This is a genomic window from Bacillus cereus group sp. BfR-BA-01347, from assembly GCF_022663835.1.
Lineage (GTDB): Bacteria > Bacillota > Bacilli > Bacillales > Bacillaceae_G > Bacillus_A > Bacillus_A thuringiensis_K.
The window spans coordinates 342,360-357,901 of the sequence record NZ_JAKUGG010000003.1; the positions used below are offsets into that span (position 1 = coordinate 342,360).

Sequence of the window (15,542 nt, forward strand, 5' to 3'; positions counted from 1 at the left end):
GCCCTTTAATTTATTACCCTTTTTTATATACGTTTGAAACGGCCGACAATTTCAACTGTTTCAGTAATGTTCATAAATGCTTTGTTATCCACTTGACGGATAATACGTTTCATTTCGCCTAACTCATAGCGAGTCACGACAGTGTAAATCATTTTTTTCTTATGGTTTGTATAGCCGCCGACAGCGTCTACCATTGTCACCCCGCGTATACCGTGATGTAGTAGTGCGCTTTTTATTTCCTCGCCTTTTTCTGTAATAGTCATTATCGTTAATTTAATATGTTTCGTATGCACAGCGTCGATAACTTTGCTGACTACAAATCGACTAATTAACGTATAAAGTGTAATATCCCAACCGAAAATAAAACCTGCTGCTACAAGTAAGATTAAGTTGAATACAAATATGATTGCTCCAATTGAAACATCTCGATATTTCGCTACAATCAATCCAACAACATCAAAACCACCTGTTGAAGAAGCAAATCGGAATATAATTCCTGAAGCTGCTCCGCAGATAACACCACCGAATACAGAAGAAAGTAAAATATCGTCTGAAACTTGGTGTACCGGGATAATGTTCATCGCTAACGATGATACAGCTACAAAGTACGCTGTTAAAAAGGTTGTCTTCTTGCCTAAGTAAAAGTGACTTAAAATAAGAAGAGGAATGTTTAGTAAAAAGATAAGTGCACCGATATTGTAGTGCATTAAATAACCGATAATCATCCCTACACCAGCGAACCCACCGCTAATCATATTATGCGGGATAAAAAACATATTCATAGAAATTGCATACAAAATAGAAGCTATAAAAATAACAACCAACTGTATTATAAATTCTAAGTGAAATGTTTTCGCTGCTGGGAAGGATAAAAAGGCGGTGTCGGGAACGTAATCGGCGTCTCCTAGTTGACCCATAGTATGTTTCATCTCCATATTCATTTTTGATTACAAGAAGAGAATAAAGGTTTTTTCAAAAACTGGCAATAGTTTTATTATAATGCAAAAATTTTATAAATTTCTAATAAATCAAGCCTATTCATTGATGTGTGTGAATATACTAAAGAAAGCGAATACAATGTTTCTTAATTATTATTTTCTTGAGAAAATATGCAAAATGCTTTTTTTGAAAATAAAAGGAAATAGAGAATGTTTGCCGAATGTGCTAAAATGACCTTATTAAGGATGTGAAGCGATGGAATTTTTATTGCAGGATGCAATTCTATATATATCGTTTGTAACGACAGCACTTTGTTTATTAGAAGTTTTCTTCCTTACTAATGTTTCTCGCTTTGTGCGTCAACAAGCATCAAGCGGTAGACAAAGAGCTTTTGCGTTAGTTGATACATGTGAAGATAGTGCGGGAAATGTACCGCTATTTTCTATTTTTTATAAATATGGAATGATACGTTCTGTACGCAGACAAGAATCAAGTGAAGAGAATGACGAGGTCGGTCCGTATACACCAATGTTTCGCTAAATAATTACGAAACATTGGAGGAATGAACATGTTAAAATCATACCGAGCTGTGCTCGTTAGTTTATCATTATTACTTGTTTTTGTTTTATCTGGTTGCAGTAATGCGGCCCCAATTGATGCACATAGTACTGGGATTTGGGATCATTATTTTGTATATCCAATCTCGTTTATGATTCAATTTGTTGCGCATCATATATCTGGAGCTAGCTTTGGGATTGCCATCATTATTATGACGCTCGTTATTCGTTCAGCCATGATTCCATTAGCTGTTTCGCAATATCGCAGCCAAGCGAAAATGAAGAAAATGCAACCTGAATTGCAGAAGCTAAAGAAAAAATACGGTGATGTAAGTAAAGATCTTGAAAAACAAAAACAGTATCAAAAAGAAATGTCAGAACTAATGAAATCAGGCGGTTGGAATCCACTTGCTGGTTGCTGGCCAATTTTTATACAAATGCCGATTTTCTCTGCTTTGTATTATGCGATTAGCCGAACAGAAGAGATTCGCACATCTTCGTTTTTATGGGTGAACTTAGGACATGCAGATCCATATCATATATTACCGATTATTGCAGCGTTAACGACATTTATTCAAATGAAAGTTTTCCAATCTAATATTACACCTGGAGAACAAGTACAGATGCTAAAGATGCAGCAAATTATGATGCCGGCAATGATTCTATTTATGGGGTTTGCGGCGCCATCAGGACTTGTATTGTACTGGATAACAGGTAACTTATTTACAATGACACAAACAATTGTATTAAGAAAAATAATGGAACGTGAAGAGTTACAATTACAAAAAGCATAGAGAAACACCGCTCATCACGAGCGGTGTTTTTTATTTGAATCGTTAAGGAAATTTTAAGGAACCAACATTACTATAGGTGATGTATACGAAAGTGTACATGCTTTAGAAATATGAAGGAGGAAATTTCCTATGAAGAAGAAAACAGTTGGGTATTTAGCGATTGCAGGTGCTTTATCATTCGGAATCATTGGAGGAGTCGGTATTCCGGCATTCGCGGCAACGAATACTCCAGCAACAGATCAGCCTGCAAAAACGGCGAAAAAGGATTTGGATGACGCTACAAAACAAAAAGTAAAAACAATTATGGACGATACAAAGAAACAGTTAGAGGAACTAGGTGTAAAGCTTCCGGAGAAAGAAAAACGTAAAGACATGTTCGCAGGATTAGATGATCAAACGAAAGAAAAAGCGAAGTCAATTTTAGAGCAAGAGAAATCTGGAAAATTAACGCATGAGCAAGCAAAAGAGGAATTAACAAAGATAGGTGTGAAAATGCCGGAGAAAGGTAAGCATGGAGACATGTTTGCAGGATTAGATGCACAGGCGAAAGCAAAAGTGAAGTCGATTTTAGAGCAAAAGAAATCTGGAAAATTAACGCATGAGCAAGCAAAAGAGGAATTAACAAAGATAGGAGTGAACATGCCGGAGAAGGGTAAGCGTAAAGACATGCTTGCTAACTTAGATGAAGCAACAAAGAAAAAAGCAAAGTCTATTTTTGAACAAGAAAAGTCCGGAAAATTAACGCATGAGCAAGCAAAAGAAGAATTAACAAAACTAAGTGTAAAACTTCCAGAGAAAGAGAAGCATGAAGATATCTTTGTGGGATTAGATGAAGCAACGAAAACAAAAGCAAAAGCGATTTTAGACAATGAAAAGAAACAATTAGAGGAATTAAATGTGGATCTTCCGCATCATAAAGTGAAACTTTAATCAGTGGTGCATTTCCACTGATTATTAGCCCTCACCAATCGGGCTTTTACGGGGCAAGTTTTTTTATGAAAAAAGAAGATAAATAATGGATTTATGTATCTTTCGTGGGGCAACCGGAAGGTACGTGCGAGGACCGATTTCTACTTATAGAAATCGGTCTCTTTTAATGATTCAATAAAATTCTTTTCATTGTTAGTATGTATCCGAAGACGCAGTAGAAGATTGCAAAACCGATAAACACTTCCGTATATTGATATTTACCCAATACGTAGAAGGAACCAGCTGGTATAATAGCTACCGCTAAAATGCTATAACCAGGATACTTGTGCCGATGCATGATAGCGAATAGAACAGAGAGACATGTAGCGATGATACAAAAGACAGCAATCATTATTGATGCACCTCCTAAATGGATTATACCATTTTTAGGGAAATAGAGAAGTTTTGTATCTTCTGTTATAATATAAGAAGAGAATTCTTTCTTATGTTATATAAAAAATATATTGATTTTTTATAACAATTCAATATAATGAACAATAACTACAAAATTCGACATCAAGAAGTGATGATGAGGACACGATCAATTTTTTACGATTCTCAGAGAGGGAAGCCTTTGGCTGTGAGCTTCCTAATACGGAAAAATAGATTACCACCTCTGAACTGCAGCAGTGAACGAATATCTAGTAATTGCTTGCCGGCAAAAACCGTTATTTAGACTTGAGAAATTGGTGAAGTGTGTTACTTTACGAATTGAAACAAGGGTGGAACCACGAATACAACACTCGTCCCTTTTTTAGGGAGGAGTGTTTTTTTATTTCATTTTTGCATCACACTAGGATTGGAAGGAGGATACGCAGCATGCATCATGATGAGAAGAACAAAATTGGTTTAACAGTAGCACTTTCTATCGTAGTAGGAACGATTATTGGATCTGGTGTGTTCATGAAGCCAGGGAGCGTATTAGATTACTCGGGAAGTTCTAATATGGCCATTCTTGCTTGGGTAATTGGTGGTCTATTGACGCTAGCGAGTGGTTTAACAGTAGCTGAAATTGGAGCGCAAATCCCGAAAAATGGTGGTTTGTATACGTATTTAGAGGAGATTTACGGAAGTTTTTGGGGATATTTATCAGGTTGGATGCAAACAATTGTTTATGGACCTGCTATTATCGGAACATTAGGCTTATACTTTAGTTCTTTAATGATTAATTTTTTCTATTTAGATAAAGCATGGAATTTACCAATCGCAATTGGAACGGTTGTGTTCCTTGGCGTTGTAAATAGTATGGGAACAAAATACGGAGGTATCGTTCAAACAATCACGACAATTGGGAAGATGATTCCGATTGTGTTAATTGTTGTGCTAGGTTTTTGGAAAGGGAATAGCGATATCTTTAACGTAGTTGTGCCGATATCGGAAAATCAAAGTATCGGTATGGCAATTTTAGCAACGTTATTTGCTTATGACGGCTGGATTTTACTTGCTTCAATTGGCGGGGAAATGAAGAATCCAACAAAGTTATTACCGAAAGCAATGACAGTTGGGATTTTAATTGTAACAGCTGCATACGTATTAATTAACTTGGCGTTATTAAATGTATTACCAGCAGCGAAAATTGTAGACCTTGGAGAAAATGCAACAGCGACAGCTGCCGGCATGCTACTTGGAGAATATGGCGGGAAAATTATTAGTATCGGTATTATCGTTTCTATTTTCGGTTGTTTAAATGGAAAGATTTTAACGTTCCCACGTATCCCGATGTCGATGGCAGAACGTGGACAACTTCCATTTGCTAAGTTTATTGCAAAGGAAAGTCCAAGATTTAAAACACCAGCAAATGCGATTACTGTTGAAATCATTTTAGGAATTATTTTAATGATTATTAGTGATCCAAATAAGCTATCTGAGATTTCCGTATTCATTATTTATATTTTCTATGTGATGACGTTTATTGGTGTCTTCATTTTAAGAAAACGTAATAAGAATAAAGAGCGTGCATATAGTGTACCGTTATTCCCAATCGTACCAATTGTTGCGATTTTAGGTTCACTTTTTGTAATCGGTAGTGCGATTATTAACGATCCAGTAAGTTGTTTTTTATCAATTGGAATTGTATTTACGGGACTTCCGGTGTATTGGTACTTGAATAAGAAGAAAGAAACAGAATGATGGAAGGGTAGGCGTATAATACGCCTACCTTTTTTACTGCAAAAAAATTATACTTGCGTCCACTTTCTATTTTGGTTACTATAGTCGTAGTAACCAAAATAGAAAGCGTGGGGAAAGACTTGAATTTTCGTGTTTATATTTTAGCTATCGCGGCTTTCGTAGTCGGAACGGTTGAGTTAATTATAGGAGGAACGCTCGATTTAGTTGCCAATGATTTAGGAGTATCTATTAGCGCAGCTGGTCAGCTTATCACAATATTTTCGGTAGTATTTGCTTTGTCAGGTCCAGTTTTATTAGCTGTGACAGGGAAGTTTGAAAGAAAAACATTGTATGTTGGAGCATTATCGATTTTCTTAATCGGAAATATCATTTCGGCATTTAGTGTAAATTACGGAATGTTAATGTTCTCAAGGGTTATTTGTGCGGCAAGTGGTTCATTAATTATTGCACTATCGGTAACACTTGCTTCTAGTGTAGTGGAACCGCATTTTCGTGCGCGTGCAATTGGAATCATTTTTATGGGGATTAGCGGATCACTCGTACTTGGAGTACCGCTCGGTCTTGTGCTCGGAAATGCATACGGATGGCGTGCGCCATTTGTATTAATTTCGATATTAACAGTTATGGCTATTGCTTGTATTTCATTGTTCTTAACGAAAGTACCACCGACATCGGTATTATCAATAAAGAAACAACTTGCTACTTTAAAAGATAAAAAAATTGTAAGTGCACAGTTAACATCCTTTTTATTTTTAACGGGTCATTTAACACTATATGCATATTTAACGCCTTTCTTAAAGGATGTCATGCATGTTGAAGCAAACTGGATTAGTGTGTTTTACTTCATTTTCGGAATCGCAGCAGTAATTGGCGGCGGATTTGGTGGATGGCTTGCTGATAAATGGGGGTCGAAGAAAAGTATTATCTCGATTATTATCGTATTTGCATGTGCAATCTTCATGTTGCCATTAATGACATTCTCATTCCCGCTCTTCATCATTATGATGGGACTTTGGAGTATGCTGAGCTGGGCGATTTCACCAGCACAGCAAAATTATTTAATTGAAATTGCACCGGAATCAGCTGGTATTCAGCAAGGTTTAAATAACTCTGCGCTTCATTTAGGAATTGCACTCGGTTCAACAGTAGGTGGAGTTGTTATTGAAAAATCATCTGTTATATATAATGCTTGGGTAGGCGGTGGCTTTATTATATTAGCACTACTTTGTGCGATTTTCTCGATTACAAGAGGACGCTCTACTCAGTTCGTGAAAGAAGAATCTATCGTTTGATAGGTTCTTTTTTATTTGTAAAAAATTGCAGGTTTTAGTAGAAAGATGGAGAAGGTGTATATAGCGAGGTGAGGTATATGTATACGAATTTTTCAATTATTGGTCTTCTAATTTCAATGCTCCCTTTGTTTCTTATTATTCTTGCACTTAGATGGGTTCGTTTCATCTATAAAAATTCTGAGAAACAGGTAGAGCAAAATGAGAAAATCATTGAGCTGTTGATGGAGATAAAGGAACAAAACGAAAAGGAGTCTAAGTGAAAAACTAGACTCCTTTTTATTATTTAATTAGTATCTTAATTTCATTAACAAACTCTTAATTTCCTCATCTTCCATAAAGAGGTCATGGTGTTTCTGGGTAATCTTTGCAAGTGCAACGTCGTGATAGAAAAATTCTGTAAAGAACTTTACGAAAGGTTGTGACATTGTTTTCATCGCTTGCCATGACTCTTGTTCTACGCCAGCAAATAAAATTTCACGATCGTCAACGATGAGTAGTAAGTAGCGCTCTAATGCATTAGGCTCTTCAGCTGGGATTAGAAAATGCATCTTTTCTAAGTCTGTTTCTACTTCTCCAACAATAAGGGATTCAATTTGAACACCTTGTTTTGCTTTTTGTTCTAGTAAAGGGAGATATTCTAAAAGAGTATCATTCCAAGCTGAAATACGGATTGATTCTTTTGCACTTTCAATGAGTTCTTTACTTTGAACTCGAATAGAAGATTGCATTTTTAAGCTCCACACACGGTCATCTGTAAATGATTTTTTTGATATATTTGTTTCCAGTTCTTTAATATTTGATTGGAATTCTGTCGTTAATTTTTCAATTGCTAGCTTTAGTGGTAATGCTGTATACAATTTTTTCTTTTCTGAAACAGAATCCATTACCATTCCTTTATCGATTAGGCGTGCTAGCACTTCATATATTTTTGCTTTTGGAACACCTGAATGCTTCACAATTGTTGTAGCATCTAATGGTTCATTGCTTGATACGACAACTTCATAAGCTTGGCTTTCATATTGTGAGAAACCGAATTTTTGTAACATAGTTACCTCCGAACGAATGAGATTATATTTTAAGGATAATGAACTATTTGTTTTTGCACAAGTGGTAGTCCGTTTTCTAATTGTATTAAGGTGAGAATTAATTTCAATTTTTTAATTTTATCTATTATACTTAATATAATGATTAATAAGATTTTAGTTTAATGCGAAGGGGATGCTAGGGGGAAGATGTTAAGAAGTTTACGTTTAAAAATTGCGGTAGTGTTTTCAGTACTTATTTCTATGATGTTCGTAATATTGGGTACAGCTGTGTATCAATTACAGAAAGAAAAGGAAGTGCGTTCCTTAGACGAGTATTCTCAAAATGCGATGGATCTTGTGACAGAGCAACTTACGACATTTGTTCAAAGAACGGATGAAGATATGGGGTATTATGCGAACAGTGAGATGATTCGTAATATGCTTCAAGGTGGGGTTACTCCAGAAGAGGAAGCTTTTTTAACGAAAGAGTTTGCAGAGTATAAAAAGAATCATCCTGGTATTTTAGATTTATATATTGGTACGAAAGATAAAAAAACATTAAGTGCCAATCTTGCTGAAGGTGGGCAAGTGCCAGAAGGATACGATCCAACGACAAGACCATGGTATAAAGATTCAGAGGCTGATGTAAAAAAGGTCCATTGGGGACAACCTTCTTATGAAATTGCAACAGGAAAGTTAAGTGTAGGTGTTTCTAAAGCAATTACAGCTCAAGATGGGTCTGTATTAGGTGTTGTTGCGATGGATGTATCGCTTGGGACGATTCAGAAGTTGCTTCACAATATTCAATACAATAATGACGGAGAAATGTTTATTATAAATGATAAAAATATGGCTCTTGTTTATCCAGAAAAGATAGGGAAAGATGTTTCTAAAGAGCCACTTATAAAGAGCTTAAATAAAGAGGTAACAAAATATGCGGTCACTACAATAAAAGGTGAAGATGTAGTTGTTTATAGTCAATCATTTGATACGATGAAATGGACGATAGGAATCTTTTATCCGAAAGAAACGATCGATGGGCTATTAAATAGTACAAGAAATACAGTTATTATAATGGCATGTATTAGTTTATTAGTTGGAATCGTAGCTTCCTACTTGTTCTCAAGAAGATTAGCAAGACCACTGCAACTATTAAAGAATCACGTGCAAAAAGTAGCAGAAGGCGATTTAACGCTGCGAATGAAAGTGACAAGTAAAGATGAAGTTGGAGAGTTGACTAAGCACTTTAATGATATGGTTGAACAAATGAATGAAATGGTAAGTAAAATTAAAAACAGCGTATCAACGGTGCAACAATCAACGAATAGTTTACATTATTTAACGAACGAAACAGTAGCAGCTAGTAGAGAAGTGTCAGGAGCAATGGATGATGTGAGCGGAGGAGCTTCTACTCTTGCGAATAGTGTGGATGAAGTTTCAGCTCAGCTCGAAAATATGGCGGAGTCAGTGGAACAAATGAACAGCTCTGTTGATGAAATAAAAGGAGTGGCTGGCAAAGCGGAAGAGGCATCTAAGCAAGGATTAAATACAATGAGGAATTTAATCCGTACGAGGGGACAATCATCTTCAATTGTTGTTCATACAGAAGAAGCATCGGGTAAGTTAGAACAAAGAGTTGGATCTATTCAAAATGTGGTTGAGCTTATAAAAGGTATTTCGGATCAAACAAATTTACTTGCTTTAAATGCTTCGATTGAAGCTGCCCGTGCAGGTGAGCAAGGTAAGGGATTTGCGGTTGTTGCTGAGGAGGTTCGTAAATTAGCGGAACAATCAAAAGAGGCAACTGGAGAAATCACAACGATGATTGGTGATGTGCAAGTAGAAGTAAAAAGAGTTGTAGAAGTTGTAAGTAAATTGAAAGATATTGCAGATGTGCAAAATAAAGTGACGACAGAGGCGGAAATAGAGTTCCGGACAATTATGTCAGTTGTAAATACGATTAGTACTTCAGTTGAAAAAATTGTAGCAGAGGTACATAACATAGGTTACGAGCAAGGGGAAATTACAGCGGTAATGCATACAATTGCTGGTACGAGTCAAGAAAGTGCAGCTGTTTCTGAAGAGGTACATGCTGCAACGGAATCACAGGTGAATCATTTAGAAAAGGTAGCTCACACGATGGAAAGTTTGACAGAACATATGAGAGATTTAGAAAGATTAGTCGAGCAGTTTAAAGTGGAAGAGTAACATATTAGTAAAATGAAGAGGATTTCGGTAAAATAGACAATGGATATATAAGAAACGATTATAGGAGGAAGACTACTATGGCAATTGTTGATGTATCGATTATTCCAGTAGGAACAGGTAATCCAAGTGTTAGTGAATATGTAGCAGAAGTACAAAAGGTGCTAGAGAAAAATGCGGATCGTGTGAAGTATCAATTAACACCGATGAATACAATTATTGAAGGAGATCTTCCTGTCATTCTAGAAGTAATTCAACAAATGCATGAAGTTCCATATACGAAAGGTGCACAGCGTGTTGCAACAACTATTCGTATTGATGATCGTCGTGATAAAGTAAGCACAATGGAGAAAAAATTAAACTCTGTTCGATCAAAATTATAAGAAAAAGCAGCGATCTTCGCTGCTTTTTTCATATAGGAGGTAAATAAGATGAGTGAAAAGTTTAATGAACAATTTGACGGGTTGTTAGAGAAATACACGGAACTATTACTTGGAGAGAGCAATGAAGAGAGAAAAGAGCAGGTGCAGAAGTGGGCGCTTTATTCTTACATAGCGAAGACAATGCCAGCTTTAGTAAAGCATTGGAATGAGACATATCCAGATGCGAAAGAAGAGATGGTGCAGTTAATTACAGATATTAAAAGGCTGAATGAAGAGAAGCGAAATGAGCAATAAAAAAACTTGAGGGAAATATAATCGCAAGTTTTCTGTATTAATATCCTTATATAACTTACGTGGAATATTAAGGGTTTTATAGGCATGTCGAATATTTTCGGTATGCCTATTTTTGCCCTAGTAAACCCGTTTTTTCTAAATGTCGAAAAATATTCCCTTCATATTTGCATGCGAGAATATAGGTTTTTAAATGTTTTTATAGTATTTTATAAATTATCTAAATAATTATTTGTATCCAATAATTTTAAACAATGATATAATTTTGAAGAGGGGTAAAAAACAGATAAATTACAGTCATAGGGGTGAATTACATGGAACAATTAATGCGAAATTCGTTTCTTTTCTTATCTAAAAATAAAGCGCTAACAAAACTGGCTAAAAAGTACGGTTTACGCTTTGGTGCAGGTCGCTTTGTCGCAGGGGAGACAATTGAATTAGCGACAGCAGCTATTAAACAATTGAACAAGCAAGGACTTTGTGTAACAATCGATTATTTAGGGGAATTCGTTGATAATGAAGCAGAAGCAAATGAAATGGCTAACCAATCGATTGAAGCGATCCGTGCAATTGGAAGAGAAGGTCTTGATTCGCAACTTTCTTTAAAGATGACTTCTATGGGATTAGATATCTCTGATGAAATCGTAATGAACAATATGCGCCGTATTTTAGAAGCTGCAAAAGAAAATGGCGTGTTCGTTACAATTGATATGGAAGATTATACACGCTGTGGTAAAACAATTGATATCTTTAAACAATTAAAATCTGAATACGATAATATTGGTACTGTTATTCAAGCTTACCTATATCGTACAGAAAAAGATATGGAAGAATTAAATGCGTATAATCCTAATTTACGTCTTGTAAAAGGTGCTTATAAAGAACCTGAAGAGGTAGCATTCCCAGATAAGAAAGATGTAGATGACAATTATAAAAAGATTATTAAAATGCACTTATTAAATGGAAATTATACTGCGATTGCTTCACATGATGAAGCGATTATTGAATATACAAAAAAACTTGCTGAAGAACACAACATTCCAAGGGATCAATTTGAATTCCAAATGTTATATGGTATTCGTAATGAGCGTCAACTTGAGCTAGTAAAAGAAGGTTACAAAATGCGTGTTTACGTACCTTATGGAAACGACTGGTATGGCTACTTCATGCGTCGTCTAGCAGAGCGTCCAGCAAACGTTGCGTTCGTATTAAAAGGTATGGTTAAAAAATAACCAAGGAGAAAATACTCCTTGGTTATTTTAATTGCTGAAATGCATAATGTGCCATTTTCTTCGTATCAGGATATAGTTGCGCCCGAGTAGAAGATAATACGACGTTAATGACGCGTTTACCATCTTTTTCATCGACTGTTACGACTGTATATTTGCCAAGTGCTGATAGACCGCTTTTACTTCCAATCGCATATGGATCGTCATATAGTTCTTCTCGTCCATAGTTTGCGATGTTTGGAGAGCGTTCTGAAGTATGTAGAGTTGTACGTGTTGAATTCATATATTCTAAAACAACTGGATACTTTAATGCTTCTTTCGTAATCATAGCAATGTCATATGGTGATACTTTATTTCCAATCGCATCAGCACCACTTGCGTTCTTGAAAGTCGCATGCTTTGTACCAAGTTCCTTCGCTCTAGCATTCATCATTTTCACAAATTCATTTTTTGATCCTGCGATATGTTCTGCAATTGATTCAGCTATTGGATCTGCACTAATGATAAGCATAAGTTTTAATGCCTCATCACGTTTTAATTTTTCTCCAGCACGAAGTTTAATTTTCTTACTTTGACTTTCTGTTTTAATTGCATTTTCTGTAACTGTAATTTCTTCATCTTCTTTTACATTCTCTAGTAAAAGAAGGGTTGTCATCATTTTGGCTATACTAGCCGGATAAGAGCGTTCGTCTTCACGTTTCCCATACAAAATTTCACCTGTGTCTGCATCGATTGTAATGGCGTATTGCCCAGTAATGTTAGGTTGATTAACTCTTACAGCTTGTTGCCTTTGTGCATAAGAGAAGAAAATCATCCCTGTAAATAGTGTAGCAATCATTACAATCATAACTATTGTTCGTTTCATCATCGGTCCCTCTTTTGTTTTCCATATGTACAAATAAATTGGGCAGAAAAAGCAGCCATTAATCATTATGCCACGTTCTCTGCCCAAAAATATAGCGTTATTTTTCGCCCATATTATGCTTCTTATATTGTTGGTTGTTACCTTGGCGTCCTTTTTCAACACCGTGATTATGCGGACCTGCGTTTCCAGTTACACTAGCTGCACTAATTCCAGCCTTTGAAGGGTTCTTCTTAAGTTTTGCCATATATATTCCTCCAGTTTCGTCAGATTATAAAAAGGAAAAGTGCATTTAAACAAAGAAAATACACATGTATAGCATAGCCAAATGAAAGAAAAATATTTATTTCAGAAAATTTTATCAATAAATATATTGCGAAAATTTAAACAGTATCATATATTTATTAGTAGAGGCTCACTCATTGATTGCGACTTATGTCGAAAAATTGAATGAGCATTCATTCAAGAATAGGGGGAGAATTGGATGTTCCAAATTAAAAAGGCTGCTGTTCTAGGTTCAGGCGTAATGGGTTCGGGAATTGCGGCACACTTAGCTAATATTGGTATTCCGACATTATTGCTTGATATTGTACCACCTGCGCTTACGAAAGAAGAAGAAGCGAAGGGACTTACATTAGAACATAAAAGTGTGAGAAATCGTTTTAGTAATACGGCTGTGCAAAAATTATTAAAGCAAAAACCAGCTCCTCTGACAGTGAAAGGAAATCTAGCACTGATTGAAGCAGGTAACTTAGAAGATGATCTTGAGCGTCTAGCTGATGTAGATTGGATTATTGAAGTAGTAGTTGAAAACTTAGAGATTAAAAAGAAATTATTTGAAAAAGTAGACGCTGTTCGTAAACCGGGTTCTATTGTCAGCTCGAATACGTCAGGCATCTCAGTTGAAAAAATGGCAGAAGGTCGTTCAGACGACTTCCAGAAACACTTCTTAGGCACACACTTTTTTAACCCACCACGATATTTAAAACTTCTAGAGGTAATACCGACGAAAGAAACAGATCCACAAGTATTAAGCTTCATGAAACTATTTGGCGAAGACGTTCTTGGAAAAGGCGTTGTTATCGCAAAAGACACACCAAACTTTATTGGAAACCGCATCGGTACGTACGGTTTACTTGTTACTCTTCAAGAGATGGTAAAACGCGGCTATAGTATTGGGGAAGTTGATTCTGTAACAGGCCTACTTATTGGTCGTCCGAAGAGCGCAACGTTCCGCACATTAGATGTTGTCGGCTTAGATACATTCGTACACGTTGCAAATAACGTATATGAAAATGTGCAAGAAGAAGAGCGTGATGTATTTAAAGTACCAGCTTTCATGCATGAAATGCTTGAGAAAAAATGGCTTGGAAGTAAAACGGGTCAAGGCTTCTTCTTAAAACAAGGGAAAGAAATTTTAGAGTTAAACCCTAAAACGATGGAATACGAAGCGCGTAAAAAATTAAAAGCTGCATCCGTAGAGTTAAGTAAACAAGAAAAAGGATTAGCGAATAAATTGAAAGCGCTTGTATACGCGAAAGATCGTGCAGGAGAGTTGTTATGGAACATCATTACACCAACTCTTTTATACTCTGCAAAACTTCATAAAGAAATTGCTGACGATATCGTTGCAATTGACCAAGCGATGAAGTGGGGCTTCGGCTGGGAGCAAGGACCATTTGAAGTGTGGGATGCAATCGGTGTTGAAAAATCTGTTCAAAAGATGGAAGAAAACGGCGTAGTTGTTCCTACTTGGGTGAAAGAAATGTTAGAGAAAGGTTTCACTACTTTCTATAAACATGATAACGGCGATAGCTACTATTACGATAATGGCGAATATAAGCTAATCGAGCGTAATAAAAAAGCAATTTCTCTTAAGCAATTAAAAGCGAAAAATGGTGTATTAAAGAAAAATAGCGGAGCGAGCTTAATTGATTTAGGCGACGGCATCCTTTGCTTAGAATTCCATTCGAAGAGCAATGCAATCGGTATGGATATTACGCAAATGATTAACTATGCTGTTGATGAAGTAGAAAAAAATTATAAAGGTCTTGTTATCGGTAACCAATCGAAGAACTTCTGCGTTGGTGCGAACTTAGCGATGATCTTAATGGAAGCACAAGACGACAATTACTTTGAAATTGAGTTGGTTGTGAAAAACTTCCAAGATGCAATGACGAAAATTAAGTACTCTTCTAAGCCAGTTGTAGCAGCACCATATGGTATGACGCTTGGCGGAGGTACAGAAGTTTGCTTACCAGCAGCTAGCATTCAAGCTTCTAGTGAAACGTATATGGGCTTAGTAGAAGTTGGTGTTGGCTTAATTCCTGGCGGAGGCGGTAATAAAGAGCTATACATTAAACACTTAAATAAAATGCCAAATGGTGTAGAGTTTGACCTGCAAAAAGTTGCGAATAAAGTGTTCGAATCTGTAGCGATGGCGAAAGTTTCTACATCAGCCCAAGAAGCTGTATCGAACAACTTCTTAGGCGATAAAGACGGTATTAGTGTGAATGGTGATCACTTACTATATGATGCGAAACAGAAAGCACTTGCTTTATATGAAGCTGGTTATAAAGCACCGATTCGTAAAAAGATACCAGTTGTTGGTGAAACAGGATATGCAACTCTTGTACTTGGTGCAGAAGCAATGCATTTATCAGGTTACATTTCTGAACATGATCTTCACATTGCGAAGAAACTTGCATATGTCATTGCGGGCGGAAAAGTGCCGTACGGAACAGAAGTTGATGAGCAATATTTATTAGATGTAGAACGTGAAGCATTTATTAGCTTAGTAAGTGAGATGAAATCACAAGCAAGAATGCAGCACATGCTTGTAAAAGGAAAGCCATTACGTAACTAA

General features: G+C 36.2%; 16 protein-coding genes and 1 other annotated feature. Of the genes, 11 read left to right on the forward strand and 5 right to left on the reverse strand.

The features are described 5' to 3' along the window. Window positions 1-23 precede the first annotated feature (23 nt). Window positions 24-917, reverse strand: a complete 894-nt coding sequence (locus MR143_RS07770; protein WP_000530032.1) for a YitT family protein — start codon at window positions 915-917, stop codon at window positions 24-26. Between the two features lie 277 nt (window positions 918-1,194). Here MR143_RS07770 and MR143_RS07775 point away from each other — a divergent pair, with 277 nt between their 5' ends. The 3 genes from MR143_RS07775 to MR143_RS07785 all read left to right on the forward strand — a co-directional run bounded on the left by MR143_RS07775 (window position 1,195) and on the right by MR143_RS07785 (window position 3,220). Next, window positions 1,195-1,479, forward strand: a complete 285-nt coding sequence (locus tag MR143_RS07775; protein ID WP_000394936.1) for a hypothetical protein — start codon at window positions 1,195-1,197, stop codon at window positions 1,477-1,479. A gap of 28 nt (window positions 1,480-1,507) precedes the next feature. Further along, window positions 1,508-2,290, forward strand: coding sequence for a membrane protein insertase YidC (gene yidC / locus MR143_RS07780; protein ID WP_000920540.1), 783 nt, complete (start codon window positions 1,508-1,510; stop codon window positions 2,288-2,290). A 129-nt stretch (window positions 2,291-2,419) separates the two neighbouring features. Beyond that, window positions 2,420-3,220 carry a hypothetical protein gene (locus tag MR143_RS07785; protein ID WP_002181005.1) on the forward strand — a complete coding sequence of 267 codons (801 nt, stop codon included), beginning with the start codon at window positions 2,420-2,422 and terminating at the stop codon, window positions 3,218-3,220. A gap of 163 nt (window positions 3,221-3,383) precedes the next feature. Here MR143_RS07785 and MR143_RS07790 read toward each other — a convergent pair whose 3' ends face one another. Next, window positions 3,384-3,611, reverse strand: coding sequence for a hypothetical protein (locus tag MR143_RS07790; RefSeq protein WP_000562230.1), 228 nt, complete (start codon window positions 3,609-3,611; stop codon window positions 3,384-3,386). Between the two features lie 165 nt (window positions 3,612-3,776). Next, window positions 3,777-4,013 (forward strand) — a binding site (T-box leader). A 65-nt stretch (window positions 4,014-4,078) separates the two neighbouring features. Between MR143_RS07790 and MR143_RS07795 the strand changes: the two genes are divergently transcribed. The 3 genes from MR143_RS07795 (at window position 4,079) to MR143_RS07805 (ending at window position 6,941) form a co-directional block, all read left to right on the forward strand. Next, entirely contained in the window at window positions 4,079-5,389 is a 1,311-nt protein-coding gene (locus tag MR143_RS07795) for an APC family permease (protein WP_000546304.1), read from the forward strand. Between the two features lie 107 nt (window positions 5,390-5,496). Continuing rightward, on the forward strand, window positions 5,497-6,681 hold the full coding sequence (locus MR143_RS07800) for an MFS transporter (protein WP_003303294.1): 1,185 nt from the start codon (window positions 5,497-5,499) through the stop codon (window positions 6,679-6,681). A 77-nt stretch (window positions 6,682-6,758) separates the two neighbouring features. After that, window positions 6,759-6,941, forward strand: coding sequence for a hypothetical protein (locus MR143_RS07805; RefSeq protein WP_000288473.1), 183 nt, complete (start codon window positions 6,759-6,761; stop codon window positions 6,939-6,941). Window positions 6,942-6,968: 27 nt separating this feature from the next. Here the strand turns inward: MR143_RS07805 and MR143_RS07810 are convergent, their stop codons facing one another. After that, entirely contained in the window at window positions 6,969-7,727 is a 759-nt protein-coding gene (locus tag MR143_RS07810; protein ID WP_000939477.1) for a TrmB family transcriptional regulator, read from the reverse strand. A gap of 186 nt (window positions 7,728-7,913) precedes the next feature. Between MR143_RS07810 and MR143_RS33685 the strand changes: the two genes are divergently transcribed. From MR143_RS33685 to MR143_RS07830, 4 genes are all read left to right on the forward strand, one after another. Beyond that, the gene (locus MR143_RS33685; RefSeq protein WP_000946366.1) at window positions 7,914-9,914 is read left to right on the forward strand and encodes a methyl-accepting chemotaxis protein; all 2,001 of its coding nucleotides are present in this window, start codon (window positions 7,914-7,916) and stop codon (window positions 9,912-9,914) included. Between the two features lie 77 nt (window positions 9,915-9,991). After that, window positions 9,992-10,294 carry an MTH1187 family thiamine-binding protein gene (locus MR143_RS07820; RefSeq protein WP_001018860.1) on the forward strand — a complete coding sequence of 101 codons (303 nt, stop codon included), beginning with the start codon at window positions 9,992-9,994 and terminating at the stop codon, window positions 10,292-10,294. Between the two features lie 48 nt (window positions 10,295-10,342). Continuing rightward, on the forward strand, window positions 10,343-10,588 hold the full coding sequence (locus MR143_RS07825) for a YusU family protein (protein WP_001290594.1): 246 nt from the start codon (window positions 10,343-10,345) through the stop codon (window positions 10,586-10,588). A 311-nt stretch (window positions 10,589-10,899) separates the two neighbouring features. Beyond that, entirely contained in the window at window positions 10,900-11,817 is a 918-nt protein-coding gene (locus MR143_RS07830) for a proline dehydrogenase family protein (RefSeq protein ID WP_000436776.1), read from the forward strand. 22 nt (window positions 11,818-11,839) lie between these two features. On the opposite strand, the gene MR143_RS07835 is transcribed toward MR143_RS07830, so the two are convergent. Next, on the reverse strand, window positions 11,840-12,679 hold the full coding sequence (locus tag MR143_RS07835) for a D-alanyl-D-alanine carboxypeptidase family protein (RefSeq protein WP_000831481.1): 840 nt from the start codon (window positions 12,677-12,679) through the stop codon (window positions 11,840-11,842). Between the two features lie 97 nt (window positions 12,680-12,776). Then, window positions 12,777-12,923: a YuzL family protein gene (locus MR143_RS07840; protein ID WP_001096344.1), complete on the reverse strand. Its 147-nt coding sequence runs from the start codon at window positions 12,921-12,923 to the stop codon at window positions 12,777-12,779. A 237-nt stretch (window positions 12,924-13,160) separates the two neighbouring features. Between MR143_RS07840 and MR143_RS07845 the strand changes: the two genes are divergently transcribed. Then, window positions 13,161-15,542, forward strand: coding sequence for a 3-hydroxyacyl-CoA dehydrogenase/enoyl-CoA hydratase family protein (locus MR143_RS07845; protein ID WP_000486394.1), 2,382 nt, complete (start codon window positions 13,161-13,163; stop codon window positions 15,540-15,542).